Genomic DNA, 16434 nt, shown 5'->3' with positions numbered 1-16434 from the left:
CCGGTGTCGCCGCGGCGCCGGGTGAGCCAGGTCGAGGTTGCGGACTGCCCCGCCGCCGGTCAGGGCGTTGCGGGTCAGGAAGGCGCTATCGTGAATCCGCGGGCCGGATGACTCGTCCAACCACCCGAGCTGGCGTCGGCGACGCCACGACCGGTGAGACCAGGTCCAACATGCGCGAAGGGCAGTCTTGGCGTCGAACGACGGCCGCTGTGGCCGTCGTGGGCATCGCTGCCGTCGGCCTGGTGGTGTCGGGCTCGCTGGAGCCCGCCGCCAGTGATCTCGTCGCCGATCTGACAGGGGTCGTGGGCGCCGTCGCCGCGGCCGCGGCCTTCGCGTGGACGGGATGGTACGAGTCCGGTGCCGAGCGGCGGTGGCGATGGCTGATGGTCGTGGCACTCGCCTGGTTCGCCACCGCCCACGCGCTGTGGACCTGGTACCGCGCCATCGACCCGGCGACCTTCCCGAACGCCGCGAATGCCCTTTACCTCGGGCTTCCCTTCTTCGCCTTCTTCGCTGTGCTCAGCATGGCGAAGAAGGACCACGGAAAGGTCGAGGAACACGACGTGGCGCCCTCGCACGCGGTCGTCGTGCTCGACGGGCTGATCATCGTGGGAAGCCTGGTGGCATTGAGCTGGAAGCTCACCGTCGACGCGGTCCGGCATGCCGACGGCGTGCCCGTCGACAGGCTTCTCATGGTGACTTCCTACACGCTGGCGGACCTGATTCTGATCGTCATCGCGATCCTTTTCGCCACCGCGTTGTACGGCCTGCTGCGGCTTCCCATGGCATGGCTGGTACTGGGCCTTCTCGCCATTGGTTTTTCCGATGCGGTCTACGTCTACACGATCAGCAGTTCGTCGATGGCACCGCCGGTCGCGGATGTCGGTTACATTGTCGGGCCAATGCTGTTCCTGGGGGCCGCGCTCGCTCCGAACCGCCAGTTCTCGCAAATGACGCCCCGCACGCCCTTGTTGTTCCTGCCGTATGTTCCGTTCGCCGCGGTGTGCGTGTTCACCGTGTTCACGACGGCCACCACCGGTGATCCGGATGTCGGCGAGGTGTACGCGCTCATCGCCGTCGTGGCGCTGGTCGTCCTGCGCCAGGTCATCACCCTGCGCCAGCTGTCGGTGGCCCGGCGGCAGCTGGCGCACCAGGCCACCCATGATCCCCTCACCGGCGCGTCGAACCGGAACCTCCTGCTGTTCCGGCTCGACAAGGCTCTCTCCCGAGCCTGGCCGCCCCGGAGCCTCGGGCTCCTGTACGCCGACCTGGACCACTTCAAGCAGATCAACGACGTCCTGGGGCACGAGGCCGGAGACGCCGTGCTGTGCGCGGTCGCGGCCCGGCTCAACGCCCGCATCAGGCCCACGGACACGCTTGCCCGCATGGGCGGCGACGAGTTCGTCATCCTCCTCGACCCCGCGCCCGAGGACCCCGGCGACTTCGGCAGGCGCATCCAGTCGGCTTTCGACGAACCCGTCTTCGTCTGCGGCGCTCCTCGCGTGGTCAGCGCCAGCTTGGGATACGTCGGACTCGACGACCACGACAGCCCGGACCAGGCCCTCGCTCGGGCGGATGAAGCCATGTACCAGGCCAAGGCCGCCGGCCGGCATGGGATCAGGATCAACCCCTAGGTCTGCGGTGCCGCCAGGCCGGCCGGGCGTGTGGAGCGGACCGTGGCTCGCCGAGCGGTTGTCGTCGCCGGATCGTGGGCTCGGCGGTGCGGAGCCCACCGTGCGCAGGTGTGCTCTTCGCAGCTCCGTTGGAACTGGTCACCTGGGCGAGGAGAGCTCCATGCACGTGCGCCGTATGAGCATGGCCGTGGTTGTCGGTGCGGGATGTCTGGCCATGGCCGCGGGATCCGCGGTCGCCGCGACAGGTCCGTTGCAGCTGGACCTGATCAGCCAGCGAACGGCGGTGGTCTGGGACCCGTCCGACGGTCGCTGTTACAGCAGCCCGTACGAGGGCGGCCGAGTCGCCGGTGCGATCAACTCGACCGACAAGAAGGTCGTGTTCTACAACTCGACCGACTGCTCGGGCAGCTCCCACGCGACGGTCCTGCCGGGCCAGGACGGCTCGGCCAGGAACCCGGACGGGCGCCCGGCAGGTTCGTTCAAGGTCGGCTGACCACGAGCGTGGGCGGCCGCCTCGAAGACCTGGTCGCGGAACTACTGAGGGGTGCGCCGGGGGAGTGGCTACTTCATGGTGGCGAGCTGGATCAGGTTGCCGCAGGTGTCGTCGAAGACGGCGGTGACCACCGGCCCCAGGTCGGTCGCGTCCTGGGTGAACTCGACGCCGAGCCCCTTGAGCCGCTCGACCTCGGCGTGCACGTCATCGACGGCGAACTGGGTGAACGGGATGCCGTCGGCGACCAGGGCCTGCTTGAACGGGCCCGCGGCCGGGTGTCCGTCGGGCTCGAGCAGCAGCTCGACGCCGTCCGGGTCGGCGGGGGAGACCACGGTGAGCCAGCGGGCCCCGCCCGCGGGCTCGTCGGTCTTCTTGATGAACCCCAGCTTCTCGGTGTAGAAGGCCAGCGCCTTGGCCTGGTCGTCGACGAACACGCTGGTGATGTTGATGTGGATCACGGGTCCGGTTCCTCTCGGTCGATGGGCCACCGCTCGACGATCGAGCGCAGCGGGCCCGTGTCGATGTGGTGGAACTTGTAGCGGCCCTGCCGCCGGGTGTGCACCAGGCCGGCCTGTTCGAGCACCGCGAGGTGCTGCGAGATGGCCTGGCGCGAGGAGGCCAGGCCGTGCTTCATGGTCAGCCGGCCGCAGATCTCGAACAGCGTCTGACCGTCCTTGTCGGTCAGCTCGTCCAGGATGGTGCGTCGCGTCGCGTCGCCGATGGCCTTGAACAGGTCGGGGTCAGCGTCCACGGCACAGTTATAGGCAAGTAGTCGCTTGCCTGTCAAGGTGAGGACCGTCTCCGCTCGTCGCGCGGCTGCCGGAGCAGCCCTGGCCGGAGTCGTCGGCGCCCAGCGTCCAGCCGGAGATGTCGGCCGGCTCGGTGCCGCGGTTGAGGATCTCGACGAACTCGTCCGCCTGAGCCTTACCCGTGCCCTTGTAGTTCACCTCGGTGGTCGCCAAGTCCATCTTGGCGGGCAGGCGCGAGAAGAGGGCGACGATGTCGGCGCTGTTCGAGCCGCCCTCGGAGCTGACGAACTGGCGGACGATCTGGCCGTCCCGCTTGAAGCCGCTGAGAATCACCTTGTACTCGCCCCGTCGACGGTGACGGTCTCCGGTGAGATGAAAGCGGGCAGGTCCACCGGGTCGGGGTTGTAGTCGCCGTCGGTTTCGTTGTGGTGGAAGCGGAAGCCGAGATCTGTCTTCGTGCCGTCCTCGAACGCGATGTTGACCTTGAGGTCGACGTCGAACTCGTTGTCGGTGCCCTCGCCGTAGGTGTGGTAGCCGTCCGCCCCGATGGTCGAAGACCAGATTCCCGTGGTCGCAACAGTACCCATGAGAGGTCCTCTCGTTCGGCGTGCAGTGGCCGCCGGGACGGCAGTGCGGAGCACTCGGCGAGGCGTGCTGGCGAGCCGCCTCTTGGCGAGGTGTTTTCGGATTTACTCGTTCGGCCGGTGATTGCCGTGCCCATGGTGGAGCCGAGTGTTGCCGTATGCTCGATCGAGTAGTCGCCGGTTGGGAGAATCACACAACTCGGTTCAGTATCAGCGATTCATTTTCAGATGATGTGAATCCGGGCAGCGGAAAACATCCGGAATATGTCAATACTCGAACAGGCGCAGGATGCAGGGCGTCGCGGCTGTTCCGGTACGGGGCCATCCGAGACCGACGTCCTGGCCGCTCCCGCGCCAGGTCAATACGCCTGCACGGCGTGCGCCGGACGGCCGGGCGGTGACGTGTTCTCCGGGATCCGCTGGACGGGCGCAGCGCGGCGCCGTTCGGTGCCTTGCGCCGTCGGCTCGGCGGGCCGGGCGTTCGGTACCTCGTCGGCGGGTCCGGGGTTCGGGGCCGGTTCGACAACGTTCTTCGTGCCGTTGATGGCCTTGTACCCGTCGGCGAAAGCGCGCAGCACGTCCGGGTTGCAGCCCGCCAGCGCCCCGATCTTCCTGGCCTTGGTTTGGCATTCGTGAGCGCTCCGGGCCAGGGTCAGGTTCGGGTTGGACCGCAGCCGGGAGGCGGCGATGTGCAGGGCGAAGGGGAAACCGGCACAGGAAAGCGCGATCTGCCGGGCGTCCTCCGGTGCCTCGGCGACCCGGTCGGGCCCGATCGCGTTCGACAGCAGCTCCAGCGACGTGTCGAGGTCGAGGGGCGCGAGCTCCACAACCTCGCACCGCGGAAGCGTCCACACCCGGTCCCTGCTCGTGATCAGCACCGAGCACAGCGCGGAGTCGGGCACCAGCCGGCGCACCCGGCTCTCGTCGGTGACGTCGTCGAAGACCAGCAGTGCGCGGGTGGACCGCAGCTTCCCGTGGAGGTAGCGGTACCGCGATGCGGCGTCGCGCGGGAGCTGCGCCCGGGGCATGCCGAGTTGCCGCAACAGCGTGCCCACCGCGTTCGGGTAGTGCTCCCCGTCGTCACCGAGGGCCTCACCGTCGAGGTGCGCGACGCCGTCCGGGAACACGCCGCGAAGCTCGTGCGCCACTCCCGTCGCCACGGCGCTCTTGCCGACACCGGGCTGTCCGGTGAGGACCACGACCGCCGGTGGACCGCCGCGTGACAGCAGTTCCGCGACGTGGCGGACCTCCCGCTTCCGGCCGGCCAGCGGTACCACCTGCGCCGGCTCCGCCGGTTGCGGCGGCTGTTCTCCCGGCAGGTGCGGCGGGCCGTCCGTCCCGGACGCCGGCAAGTCCAATGTGGAGTCCCGGACCAGGATTCGCTGGTGCAGCGCCTGGATGGCCGGTCCGGGTTCCAGGCCCAGATCGTGGTCGAGCACCGAACGCAGGTCCTGGAACACGTTGAGCGCTTCGGCCTGGCGGGACGAGCGGTACAGCGCGAGCATGAGCTGGGCGTGGAACCGCTCGTGCAGCGGGTTCTCCCGGACGAGGACGGACAGTTCGCCGAGGACCTGGGTGTGGTGTCCGAGGTCGAGCTCGGCGTCGATCATCTGCTCGGTGGCGGTGAGCCTGAGCTCCTCCAGGCGCGCCGCCTCGGCGGCCAGCCCCGGCGCTCCTTGCAGGGCCGACCCGCGCCACAGGTCGAGTGCGGCGCGGAACGCCTTGACCGCTGAACCGCTGCGGTGTTCCGACATCGCCTGGCGGGCCTCGCGGATGAGGACCTCGAAGCGCACGGAGTCGATGGTGCTCGCGTCCACCTCCAGCGTGTAGCCGCCGTGGTTCGACCGGATCGGCATGCGCAACTGCCTGCGCAGCCCGGAGACGCAGATCTGCAACTGGGTGCGGACGGTGGCGGGCGGGTCGTTCGGCCACACGGCGTCGACGAGCCTGGCGATGTCGACCGGGCGGCCGGCGTCGAGCAGCAGCGCGGCCAGCAGCGTCCGCTGCCTGGTCCCGCCCAGCGGCACCAGCCCGCGGGAGTCCTCGGCCTCGATCGGGCCGAGCAGCCGGAAGCGCATCATGAGCCGGATCCGGTGACGTGCGAAGGGAACCCCGGCGCGGACTCCTCGAAGGCCCGGTTCGTGCGGCACCGCCGGCCGCTCGGTGCACTCGCCGGAAGGCGCGACGCGCGCGGCGCGGAACCGAAGGCTGGTGCACATGTGGATCGGTCCGGGATGCGGGTCCTCGGGTTAACCCGCAGGAGCGTCATGCTGGGGGACCCCTTTCACCTGTCCAGTCGTCTCGAATGCTGGACCTTCGAGGACGCTGCACCGTCGGAACGTCCGCTGGGATATCGGGTTGTTAAAGACCGGCGGCCTCGGAGGTTGTGCAGAGGTCTGGGTCTGCATTCCGTTGTGCGAACGGCCATCAGGGTATAGGACTCGGCCGAGCCGTCAAGGCTGTCCCGAATGTCCCGCAACGCTCCTGCGCAACGCTCGTTGTCGGAACAATGAGTCTGTCAACGGCCGGAAGAGCGAATCCGGGTCAACTCCCGCCGCGTGGTTATCAGGGAATTCGCTTTCCGCGCAACGCCCGTCGCGTGTCAGAGATCCGTCGCGCGGGCGAACGTCGCACAACTCGACCTCGCACCTCGCTATGATAGCCGCGGCATAGCGCTGCGAATGCGTGGAAATACTCCGGGCTGACACGTTCCAGGCCGACGACGCCGCCGGGTACACCGGCGAAACGGCTCCCTTCGAACGGTCAACGCACGGAGAGGGATTTGGTCACGTGATCAACGAAGCGTACGAACGCACCATCGCGCCTGTGGCGGATTGGGTCCGCCAGACCCGCGACAACGGAATGTACTTCCTCGAGCCGCCCTTCGAGTCCGGCCAGGCCTCGCGGTCCCGGCTGCGCGACCGCGACGTCATCATGCTGAGCACCAGCAACTACCTCGGTCTGGCCGAGCACCCCGAGATCGCCGGGGCGATGAAGGACGCGCTGGACCAGTTCGGTCCGAGCACCTGCGGGGCCCGCCTCAGCAACGGCACGACGAAGCTGCACCACGAGCTGGAGGAGCGCCTGTCGCAGTGGCTGGGCGCCGAGGCCGTCGCGCTGTTCAGCTCCGGCTACCTGGCCAACCTCGGCGCCATCTCGGCGATGTGCGACTCCGAGACGGTGATCATCACCGACCAGTTCAACCACATGAGCATCCTCGACGGGTGCCGGCTGGCCGAAGGCAGTGTGAAGATCTTCGCGCACAACTCCATCGAGAAGCTGGAGTACGTGCTGGAGCGCAACGCCGACGCCGCCAAGAAGTTCATCGTCGTCGACGGCGTCTACTCGCTGGACGGCGAGATCGCCCCGCTCGACGGCATCAGCAAGCTCGCCGAGCAGCACGGCGCGATGCTGATGGTCGACGAGGCCCACGCCGTCGGCGTGCTGGGCGACGGCGGCCGGGGCGCCGCCGCGCACTTCGGCATCGGCTCCGACGTCCTCATGGGCACCTTCAGCAAGTCCCTCGCGGGTGTGGGCGGCTTCGTCGCGGGTTCCACGCGGCTGATCGAGTACATCCGCCACACCTCGCACGCCTACATCTTCAACGCGAGCCTGCCGGCGCCGACCGTCGCGGGCGTGCTGAAGTCGCTGGAGCTCATGCGGCGCGAGTCCTGGCGCATCGAGAAGCTCTGGCACAACACCGCCCGCCTGCGCTCCGGGCTGCTGGAGCTGGGCTACGAGGTGATGGGCAGCGTCACGCCGGTCGTGCCGATCATGATCGGCGACGACGAGGTCGCGCTGAAGCTGGCCAACGAGCTGATCGACGACGGGCTGTACGTGACCGTCGCGCTGCCCCCGGCGGTCCCGAAGAACACCAGCCGCTTCCGCGCCAACGTGTCGGCGGCGATGGACGACGAGACCATCGACCGCGCCCTGGAGCTGCTGGGGCAGGCGGGCAAGCGACACGGCATTCTCTCCTGAGGACAAGGAGTCCCGACGTGACAACGACCCCGACGGGCCGGAACTCCGCGACCGCTTTCCCGCCCGATGTCCAGCACAAGCTGCAGATGCAGGGGATCTTCCTCGGCTCGCCCGGCGACGGTCTCCGCAGCTGCCTGATGTTCCCGGGCCACGGCGCCCAGTACCCGCGCATGCTCGACGGGCTCGCCGAGCGCTATCCCGTGGTCGACGACGCCTTCCGGCGGGTCGACGCCACCTACGGGGAGCTCACCGGGCGCAGCCTCACCGGCCTGGTGTTCTCCGACGACGCGGCGAGCGAGCTGGAAGACCCCGAGGTCATGCAGCCGTCGATCTTCGCGGCCAGCATCGCGCTGCACCGGCTGGTGGTGGAGCTGGGCGCCGAGCCCGAGGTGCTCGTCGGGCACAGCCTCGGTGAGATCAGCGCCCTGGTCGCCGCCGGTTCGCTCTCGCTCGAGGAGGGCGTCGTGGCGGTGCACGGGCGCGGCGTCGCGGTGAAGGCCATCGAGCCGGAGGACCGCGGCGGCATGCTGAGCGTGCAGACCGACGACGACCAGGCGCGCCACCGGCTGGAGCGGCTGCTGGTGATCGCGGGCACCGGCGACCTGCGAGTCACCCGGAGCCTGGTGAACTCGCCCGCGCAGACGGTGCTGTCCGGGCACGGCGGCGCGCTCGACGAGTTCGCCGCGCGGTGCCGCGAGGCCGGTCTGGAGACGACCCGGCTGCCGGTGTCGCACGGCTTCCACTCCGAGCTGCTGGCCCCGGCCGTGCCGGTCCTGGAGAAGACGCTGGCGTCGCTGAACTGGCGTCTGCCGCAGGTTCCGGTGCTGTCCACGGTCTTCGGCGACTACTACGGGGAAGACGACGTCGCGCGGATCCCGGCCCTGCTGGCCAGGCAGCTGGTGACGCCGTTCAGCTTCCAGGACATGGTCACCCGCATCCACGACCGGGGCGTGCGCGCGTTCGTCGAGGTGGGGCCGAAGCCGATCCTGTCCGGCCTGGTCCAGCGGATCCTCGACGGCCGGGACGCGGTGTCGGTGCCGACCAACGTGCACTCGGTCGGCGCGGTCGAGAGCGTGCGCCGGTTCATCACCTTCGCCCAGGTGCACGGCTTGTGGCAGGGGCAGCGGGCGGAGGTGTCCGAGTCCGCTCAGCGGGTGGACGTGGCCGAGCCCGCGAACGCCGGGCCGACCTCGGAGGCGGTCACCGTCGACGCCGACGCGCTGCTCAAGGTCGTCGCGCGCCACACCGGGTATCCCGCGGCCCTTCTGGGGGTGGGCAAGCGGATGGCCGGTGACCTCGGGTTCAGCAGCCGGGTGCGCGCCGACATCGTGCGGGCGCTGGGCGAGCACCTCGGCGTGGGCGTCGACGCCTGCACCGTCGAGGGCGACATCACGCTCGGCGACCTGTTCGACCAGGTCGCGGCACTGCCCACCGCCACGGCGCCGGTCGAGGACACCGTGGAGGAGGCGGCCCCCGCAGGTGCGGCGCCGGTGGCCGGTCGGGATGTGTCCGAGGTCAGTGGTGTGGTGTTGGAGACGGCTCAGGCGAAGACGGGTTATCCGTTGGAGTTGTTGGAGCTGGATCTGGAGCTTGAGGCTGATCTGGGTGTTGACTCGGTGAAGCAGGTTGAGGTTTTGACCGCGGTGCGGGGGCATTTCGGTATTTCGGCGGATGTGGAGGTTGATCTTTCGGAGGTCAACACGCTGCGGAAGGTGATTGATTTCATCGCTGTGGCGGATCTGCCTGCCGCTGGTGGGGCCTCGTCGGAGGTGGTCCCGGTTGGTCGGGATGTGTCCGAGGTCAGTGGTGTGGTGTTGGAGACGGCTCAGGCGAAGACGGGTTATCCGTTGGAGTTGTTGGAGCTGGATCTGGAGCTTGAGGCTGATCTGGGTGTTGACTCGGTGAAGCAGGTTGAGGTTTTGACCGCGGTGCGGGGGCATTTCGGTATTTCGGCGGATGTGGAGGTTGATCTTTCGGAGGTCAACACCCTGCGCAAGGTCATCGACTTCATCGCCGTGGCGGACCTGCCCGAGTCCGGCGGGACGCCGTCCGCGGTGTCCGAGGAGGTGCCGACCCGTCCGGCCTACACGCCGGTTCTCGAGCGCGAGCTGGAGACCGTCACGCACCGCTACCTGCCGGTGGCGGTCGAGCGGCCGCCGGCCGCGAGCGCGGAACCGGACTTCTCCCTGTCCGGCAAGGGCGTCGTGGTCATCGCCGACCGGAGCGGGCAGGTCTGCCGCGAGCTGCTGCCCCGGCTCACCGACGCCGGTGCCAGGACCCGGGTGATCAGCTCCGCCGGTGCCGGGATCGACGGTGCGACCGAGGTCGACCTCTCCGACCCCCAGCGGCTGGAGGCCGCGCTCGCCGCGGCCCGCGACGAACTGGAGCAGGTGCAGGTGGTGATCAACCTGTACCAGCTCGCAGGTGCCTCGGAGGGCGAGTCGACCCTGGACGCCCCGGTCGAGAGCTGGACGCGCGAGGTCGACACCCGGATGGCCGTGGAGCTGCTGACCGCCAAGGCCTGCTACCCCGGCCTGGCGGCGGCCGGCTCGGACGGCGGCTACTTCGCGGCCACCGCCGTCGGCGGGTGCTTCGGCCTGGAGTCGGCCTCCGCCCTCGATCCCCTCGGCGGCCTCACCTCGGGCTTCGTCAAGAGCCTCGCCCTCGAGCTGCCGGAGATGAAGGCCAAGGTGGTCGACTTCACCGAGCAGGAGCCGCAGGCGGTGGCGCACGCGTTGTTCGACGAGATCGTCACGACCACCGAGCCGAACGTCGAGGTGGCCTACACCGACGGCACTCGCAAGATCGTCCTGGTCATGCCGCAGGAACTGGAGCACAACGACCTCCAGGAGCCGCTGCGGCTGGACTCCGACGACGTCGTGGTGGTCTCGGGTGGCTCTCGCGGCATCACCTACGAGTGCGCCAAGGAACTCGTCGCGGCCTACGGCGCCACCGTCGTGATCCTCGGCCGGACGCCGATGCCCGGCGGTGACGAGGAATGGCTGGGCCTCGACGACGACGAGCTCTCCTCCTACCGCGCGGACTACATGCGGCGGGCCAAGAAGGAGAACCCCTCGCTGACCCCGGCCGAGGTCAACGCCGAGTTCGGCAGGCTGCTCAACCGCCGTTCCCTGTACCAGAACCTCGTGGCACTGCGGGCCTACAACCCGCAGGTGTCCTACGAGGAGTGCGACGTGGCCGACGCGGGCCAGGTCGCCGAGGCGATGGAGCGGATCCGCCTGCGCCACGGCCGGATCACCGGCGTCCTGCACGGGGCGGGCCTGCAGTCCCTGCGCACCGCGGACAAGAAGGACCTCGAACACTCGCTGGACCTGGTCCGCATCAAGGTCAACGGCGCGTACAACCTCTGGCGGGCGGTCTCCGCCGACGAGCCCCGGTTCGTCGCGCTGGTCGGCTCGATCCTCGGGCGCATCGGCATGGACGGCCAGGTGGACTACACCGCCGCCGCCGACGTCATGCCCAAGATGTCGGCGCAGATGGCCCGGATCCTGCCCGGCAGCCGGATGTTCACCATCGCGTGGACGGCGTGGGTGGGCACCGGGATGGCCACCGACGACTCGGTGCGCAAGGTCCAGGAAGGTCAGCGCGGCATGAGCTTCGTGGGCATCGAGGAGGGCGTGCAGACGCTGGTCCGCGAGCTCTCCTACGGCGGGTTCGACCCGGAGACCTTCATCAGCGGTGACATCGGGACCAACAGCTGGGGAGGGATGGACGCCGCCCTGGACGAGGAGAAGGCGCGGATCGCGACCCCGGTCGGTCCCACCGGCCACGTCGCCGACCGGCTCAACCACCCGCTGCTCGACGAGGTCCACCACCGCGGCGATTCGTCGGTGCACGCGGCCAAGCGGCTGCGCGGCGACGTCGACCTGTACCTGGAGGACCACGCGGTGCGCGGCGCGGGCACCTTCCCCGCCGTGTTCCACGTCGAGGCGCATGCCGAGGCGAGCGGGCTGGCGGTGCCCGGCGGGTCGCTGGTGGCGGCCGAGGACGTCGAGCTGCTGAGGTTCGTCAAGGACAACCCGAAGTTCCCGCTGACGCTCTCGGTCCGGGCCGAGGTGTCCGACGACGGTGGTGACCGCACGCAGGTCTCCGCCGAGATCCGCTCGGACCTGGTCGGTCCCGGTGGTCGGGTGCTGGAGGCCGACCGGCTGCATTCCCGGGGCAGGTACTGGTTCGCCGAGCAGGCGCCGGCCGCTGGAGAGCCGGCGGTGTCGGTGCCGGAGCTGCTGGCCGACGGCCGCGAGATGGACCTGGAGTCCTTCTACGAGCGGACGTCCCGGCACCTGCTGTTCGGTCCGACGTTCCGCCACGTGCGGTCGGTCCGCTCCACCGGCGACTCGTCGGTCGTCGGCGAGATCGTGGTGCCGCACAACAGGGGGCTGTTCTCCTTCGGGACCTCACCGCGGTTCAGCGCGATGCCGACGGTGATCGACAACGCGTGGCGGGCCCCGCTGATGTGGATCTACGAGGAGACGGGCAGGTTCTGCGTGCCGGTCTCGATCGGGACGATGCGGTTCCACCGCTCGCCGCTGCCCACCGAGCGGGTCTACGCGTTCAGCAGGGTCACCAGGATGGAGACCTCGGCCGAGGTCCCGATCCACGTGGACACCCAGATCATCGACGACGCAGGCCGGCTGCTGTGCGACATCACCGACCTCGTGCTGACCAAGGTCGCCGAGGACGCTGTCGAGCCGCGGCGCTGACGCCATCCGAGCCCGGTGCGGTCGCCGCGTGGTGACCGCACCGGGTCCCCGTCCGATGCCGGCCACTTCGCCACCGGCGCTCCGGCCGGCTGACCCGCGCCGAGCGCGTCCGCGCCCGCGAGGCGACACACGAAAGGACTTCCGCGTGACAACCGACTTCGAGCCCGTGGCCATCACCGGGTACGGCTGCGTGTTCCCGCCGGACGGCTACGACACCGAGTCGTACTGGGAGAACCTGCTCTCCGGCCGCAGTGGGATCTCGACCCCGCCACCGCGGCGCTGGGAATGGCAGAAGTACTACGCCGAAGACCGCGGTGCCGAGGACAAGACCTACTGCAAGTTCGGCGGTTTCGTCGACGACTACCGGTTCCCGGCCGAGCTGCTGGGAGTGGACGAGGACGCCGTCGGGGATCTCAACCGGACGCAGCTGATGATCCTCGACACCACGCTGCGTGCGATCACCTCGGCCGGCTGCACACCGGAGCGGCTGGAAGCCGAGGGCACCGCGCTGTTCGTCGGCAACATGCTCGGCGACGACCTGCTGCTGGACACCTCGATCGCGGCCAAGGCGCGCGAGATCTTCCCCTACGTCAACGAGGACGAGGCGTTCCGCGCGCTCGCCCCGGAGCAGCGGGACGCGATCGAGGCCGGCTTCTTCGACGCGGTGCACGCCCGCTTCCCCGACCCCGACGGCGTGTCGGCGACCAACGTCTTCGAGGTCGAGCTCGCCAAGGCGGTCAGCCGCGTGCTCGGCCTGTCCGGGCCCGGCCTGGTGTGCGACGCCGCGTGCGCGGCGGGGCTGGCCGTCATCGACGTGGCGGTGCGCTACCTGCAGGACCGCACCCACCACACGGTGCTGGCCAGCGGCGCGCTGGGCAACATGAGCGTCACGGGCAACGTCGCCTTCGCCAAGATCGGCGGGCTCTCCGAGACCCACAGCGCGCCGCTGGACGCCAGCGCGAACGGGCTGATCCCCGGCGAGGGCGTGGGAACCGTGGTGCTCAAGCGGCTCGACGACGCGGTCCGCGACGGCGACCGCATCGCCGGTGTCATCCGCGGCATCGCCACCCGCTGCGACGGCAAGGGCAAGGCGATCTACGCGCCGTCCTCGCTTGGCCAGGTGTCGGCCATGCGCCGGGCGCTCGAGCTGGCGGACGTGCGGCCCGAGGAGCTCGACCACATCGAGACCCACGCGACCTCGACGCCGCACGGCGACCAGGTGGAGGTCGAGTCGCTGAAGGACCTCTTCGACGGCAGGCCGCTGCCGGAGCAGGAGGTGACGCTGGGCTCGGTCAAGGCGCTGACCGGCCACACCTTCTCCGCGGCCGGGATGGCGAACCTGATCAAGGTCCTGCTCGCCTTCGAGCACGACACGCTGCCGCCGACCCACTCCTACACCGCGCCGCGGGAGTCGATGGACCTGGAGCAGTCGCCGTTCCGGGTGCCGACCAGCCCCGAGACGTGGGCGCGGCGCGAGGACCGGCCGCGCCGGGTGCTGTCCAACGCCTTCGGTTTCGGCGGTGTCAACAGCAGTGTCTGCCTGGAGCAGTACGAGCCGGAACACCACCGACCGGCCGAGGCCGAAGCACGCGACCGCCGGTTCGGCCCGCTGGCCGTGGTCGGCGTCGGCTGCGTCACGCCGTTCGCCGTCGACGTCTCGGAGTTCGACGAGGACCGCGCGGCCGGCGCCGGGGTCACCGGGTTCCCGGGTGACCGCTGGCACCGGACGACCGAAGGGGTCTGGGACGCCGAGCGGACCTGGCGCGGCGGCGTGATCGACGACCTGGACTTCCCGTGGAAGCAGTACCGCCTCCCGCCGAGCGTCGTGGCGGAGCTGGACCGCTCCCAGCTGCTCGCGGTGATGGCGGCGGGGCAGGCGTTCGAGGACGCCGGCCTCGACCAGGATGCGCGCCGCGACGCCGGGGTGTTCATCGGCGCGACCTGCGGCACCGAGGCCGGCCTCACCCGCAACCTGCGGATCCGCCTCGTGGAGTACCTGAGCGCGCTCGAACAGGTCCCCGAGTTCCAGGCGCTCGACCAGGCCACCCGCGACCGCATCGCGGCGGCCTGCACGGATGAGGTGCTGGCGCAGATCCCGGCGACGCGGGAGAACGCGCTTCCCGGCTACATGGACAACATCGTCGCGGGCCGGATCTGCAACCTGCTCGACGCCAGGGGACCGGGACTGGTGGTGGACGACGACGCGTGCTCCTTCGGCGCGTCCCTGGACATCGCGGCCCGGTACCTGGAGCAGGGCGAGTGCCCGGTCGCGCTGGTGGGCGGCGCGCACGCGAACCTGGCGCCGGAGTTCACCGAGCTGTTCGCCCGCCGCATCCGCGAGTCGGGGCAGCAGACCGGGGAGCTCGTGCCCGCCGAAGCCGCGGTCTTCTTCGTCATCAAGCCGCTGGAGCAGGTCGGTGAGGACGAGTACGTGCACGGCGTGATCACCGAGGCCGGTCGCGCGAGCGTGGACGCGTCGGCACGGCCGGACGGCGAGCCGTTCTACTTCGGCGCCCAGGGCGCGTTGCAGATGCTCGACGCCGTCACGGGGATGGGCAAGTCGGGGGAGGCCCGCTGGGTGCGCACCCCGCAGCTCGACGGCGGTCCGCAGGGCTACCAGGTCCGCCTCACCCCGCAGGGCGAGGAACCGGCGCAGGGCGGCGACGCGGCAGCCGAGGACGGCATCGGGTTCGTCGTCGGGCGCACCGCCACCGACCTGCTCGCGGAGCTGGAGCGCGTCGCGGCCGGCGCTGCCCGGCCGCTCCCGGCCGTCCCGGCCGACGGGCACCTCGGCTACCGGCTGGGCATCGCGCACAGCTCGGACGACGAGCTCGCGCGCAAGGCCACCGTGGCGCTGAAGCTGCTCCGGTCGGCCGGGGACACCGCCGCGCCGAGCCCGGCCGCGACCGCCTAGAGCGAAGGGAAACCCCAGTGCAAGCCATCCAGATCGAGAAGTACGGCGGTCCGGAGGTCCTCAACGTGGTGGACCTGCCGGAGCCGTCGGTGGGCAGCGACCAGGTGCTGCTGCGCGTGGACCGCGCCGGCGTCAACTACGCCGACATCCACCTGGTGGAGAACTCCTACCTGGAACGCGCGAGGCTGCCGTTCGTGCCGGGCACCGAGGTCGTGGGCCGCACCCCGGAAGGCAGGCGTCTGGCCGCGCTGATCCCGCGCGCCGGCTACGCACAGCTCGCCGCGGTGTGGCACGACCTGTCCTTCGACGTGCCGGACGAGCTCAGCGACGACCACGCGCTCGCCCTGCTGCTGCAGGGCGTGACCGCGTCGCACCTGCTGCGGACCTCGGCACGGCTCGCGCCCGGCGAGTCCGTCGTGGTGCAGGCCGCGGCCGGCGGGGTCGGGTCGCTGGCGGTCCAGCTCGCCCGGGAGCTGGGTGCGGGCCGGGTCATCGCGACCGCCTCCTCCGAGCACAAGCGCCGGATCGCCGCGGAGCTCGGTGCCGACGAGGTCGTCGACTCGGCGCCGGAGGGGCTGACCGGGCGGCTGCGGCAGGCCAACAACGGCAAGGGCGTGGACGTGGTGCTGGAGATGGTCGGCGGCGAGGTGTTCGACGCCTCCTTCGCCGCGCTCGCGCCGTTCGGCCGGGTGGTCACCTACGGCATGGCGTCGCGGACGGACCGGCCGGTGTCGATCAGCTCCCTGATGCGGCAGTCGCGCAGCGTGGTCGGCTTCTGGCTCAACCACGTCGTGCGGGAGCCCGCGCTGCTCGCCGACACGGTCGCCGAGGTCTTCGGCCTGGCGGCCGAGGGCAGGCTGCGGCCGTTGATCGGCGGCGACTACCCGCTCACCCAGGCCGCCGCGGCCCACGTCGATCTGAGGTCGCGTCGCAGCATCGGCAAGCTCGTGCTCGATCCGACCCGGTGACTTGGGAGACGATCATGCAGAACACCGCGTCCCGTTCCCGAACCGACAAGACCGGCTCCGACGACGAGTACGGCGCGGCGGTGCACCTGGGCGAGCGGGACTGCTCGGTGCAACGACGGCACCAGAAGCTCATCGAGAAAGCGCCTTCGCCGTACGTGGACTCCGCGCTGCGCGAGGCCGGCGCCAACATCCACGCGGCCGCGGTGAGCCAGACCTCCGGAGGATCGGACGCGATCATGCTGCTGCGCGTGGACCGCCCGGTGCACGAGCAGGCGCTCGAACCGATCGGCAAGGCCGTCGACGCGCGCATCGTCCGCACGGTGAGCTTCGCCGACCACAATGGCAAATGAGCTGACAGCATCCCTCGCGAGCGGTGATGCTGTCGGC

At 70.1% G+C, this 16434-nt stretch carries 12 protein-coding genes; 7 read left to right on the top strand and 5 right to left on the bottom strand.

Annotated features, from left to right (window positions below; translation table 11 throughout):
* Positions 1–218: 218 nt before the first annotated feature.
* Positions 219–1634: a GGDEF domain-containing protein gene (locus SACE_RS21730; RefSeq protein ID WP_231849720.1), complete on the top strand. Its 1416-nt coding sequence runs from the start codon at positions 219–221 to the stop codon at positions 1632–1634.
* Positions 1635–1794: 160 nt separating this feature from the next.
* Positions 1795–2127 (top strand): hypothetical protein, encoded by a 333-nt coding sequence (locus tag SACE_RS21725; RefSeq protein ID WP_011874362.1) that lies wholly within the window; start codon positions 1795–1797, stop codon positions 2125–2127.
* Positions 2128–2195: 68 nt separating this feature from the next.
* Here SACE_RS21725 and SACE_RS21720 read toward each other — a convergent pair whose 3' ends face one another.
* The 5 genes from SACE_RS21720 to SACE_RS21700 form a co-directional block, all read right to left on the bottom strand.
* Positions 2196–2585 carry a VOC family protein gene (locus SACE_RS21720; RefSeq protein ID WP_009950589.1) on the bottom strand — a complete coding sequence of 130 codons (390 nt, stop codon included), beginning with the start codon at positions 2583–2585 and terminating at the stop codon, positions 2196–2198.
* Positions 2582–2878, bottom strand: coding sequence for an ArsR/SmtB family transcription factor (locus tag SACE_RS21715; protein WP_009950591.1), 297 nt, complete (start codon positions 2876–2878; stop codon positions 2582–2584). The genes SACE_RS21720 and SACE_RS21715 overlap by 4 nt, the downstream gene beginning before the upstream one ends.
* A gap of 7 nt (positions 2879–2885) precedes the next feature.
* Complete coding sequence (locus tag SACE_RS21710; RefSeq protein ID WP_009950593.1) at positions 2886–3209, bottom strand: lamin tail domain-containing protein; 324 nt, start codon at positions 3207–3209, stop codon at positions 2886–2888.
* On the bottom strand, positions 3206–3463 hold the full coding sequence (locus tag SACE_RS21705) for a hypothetical protein (protein ID WP_009950594.1): 258 nt from the start codon (positions 3461–3463) through the stop codon (positions 3206–3208). Before SACE_RS21705 ends, SACE_RS21710 begins: the two co-directional genes overlap by 4 nt.
* Before the next feature lie 356 nt (positions 3464–3819).
* Positions 3820–5541: an AfsR/SARP family transcriptional regulator gene (locus SACE_RS21700; protein ID WP_011874361.1), complete on the bottom strand. Its 1722-nt coding sequence runs from the start codon at positions 5539–5541 to the stop codon at positions 3820–3822.
* A 709-nt stretch (positions 5542–6250) separates the two neighbouring features.
* Between SACE_RS21700 and SACE_RS21695 the strand changes: the two genes are divergently transcribed.
* The 5 genes from SACE_RS21695 (at position 6251) to SACE_RS21675 (ending at position 16397) form a co-directional block, all read left to right on the top strand.
* Positions 6251–7441: an aminotransferase class I/II-fold pyridoxal phosphate-dependent enzyme gene (locus SACE_RS21695; protein WP_009950596.1), complete on the top strand. Its 1191-nt coding sequence runs from the start codon at positions 6251–6253 to the stop codon at positions 7439–7441.
* 17 nt (positions 7442–7458) lie between these two features.
* Positions 7459–12165 (top strand): SDR family NAD(P)-dependent oxidoreductase, encoded by a 4707-nt coding sequence (locus SACE_RS21690; RefSeq protein ID WP_011874360.1) that lies wholly within the window; start codon positions 7459–7461, stop codon positions 12163–12165.
* A gap of 145 nt (positions 12166–12310) precedes the next feature.
* A complete protein-coding gene (locus SACE_RS21685; protein ID WP_009942709.1) occupies positions 12311–15079 on the top strand; it encodes a beta-ketoacyl synthase N-terminal-like domain-containing protein in 2769 nt (922 codons plus the stop codon).
* Positions 15080–15096: 17 nt separating this feature from the next.
* Positions 15097–16047: a quinone oxidoreductase family protein gene (locus SACE_RS21680; protein WP_009942711.1), complete on the top strand. Its 951-nt coding sequence runs from the start codon at positions 15097–15099 to the stop codon at positions 16045–16047.
* A 14-nt stretch (positions 16048–16061) separates the two neighbouring features.
* Positions 16062–16397 carry an ATP-binding protein gene (locus SACE_RS21675; RefSeq protein ID WP_009942712.1) on the top strand — a complete coding sequence of 112 codons (336 nt, stop codon included), beginning with the start codon at positions 16062–16064 and terminating at the stop codon, positions 16395–16397.
* The last annotated feature ends 37 nt before the right edge of the window (positions 16398–16434 follow it).

Origin of the sequence: Saccharopolyspora erythraea NRRL 2338 (assembly GCF_000062885.1) — a bacterium.
In the GTDB taxonomy this organism is placed as follows: domain Bacteria; phylum Actinomycetota; class Actinomycetes; order Mycobacteriales; family Pseudonocardiaceae; genus Saccharopolyspora_D; species Saccharopolyspora_D erythraea.
Note: the sequence above shows the minus strand (reverse complement) of the source record. Positions and strands in the feature narration are given on the sequence as shown.

What these genes read in the sequence shown, in the direction of transcription:
- SACE_RS21725 (WP_011874362.1), top strand. Translation starts at nt 1,795, where the DNA reads ATGCACGTGCGCCGTATGAGCATGGCCGTGGTTGTCGGTGCGGGATGT.
- SACE_RS21705 (WP_009950594.1), bottom strand. Translation starts at nt 3,463, where the DNA reads ATGGGTACTGTTGCGACCACGGGAATCTGGTCTTCGACCATCGGGGCG.
- SACE_RS21700 (WP_011874361.1), bottom strand. Translation starts at nt 5,541, where the DNA reads ATGATGCGCTTCCGGCTGCTCGGCCCGATCGAGGCCGAGGACTCCCGC.
- SACE_RS21675 (WP_009942712.1), top strand. Translation starts at nt 16,062, where the DNA reads ATGCAGAACACCGCGTCCCGTTCCCGAACCGACAAGACCGGCTCCGAC.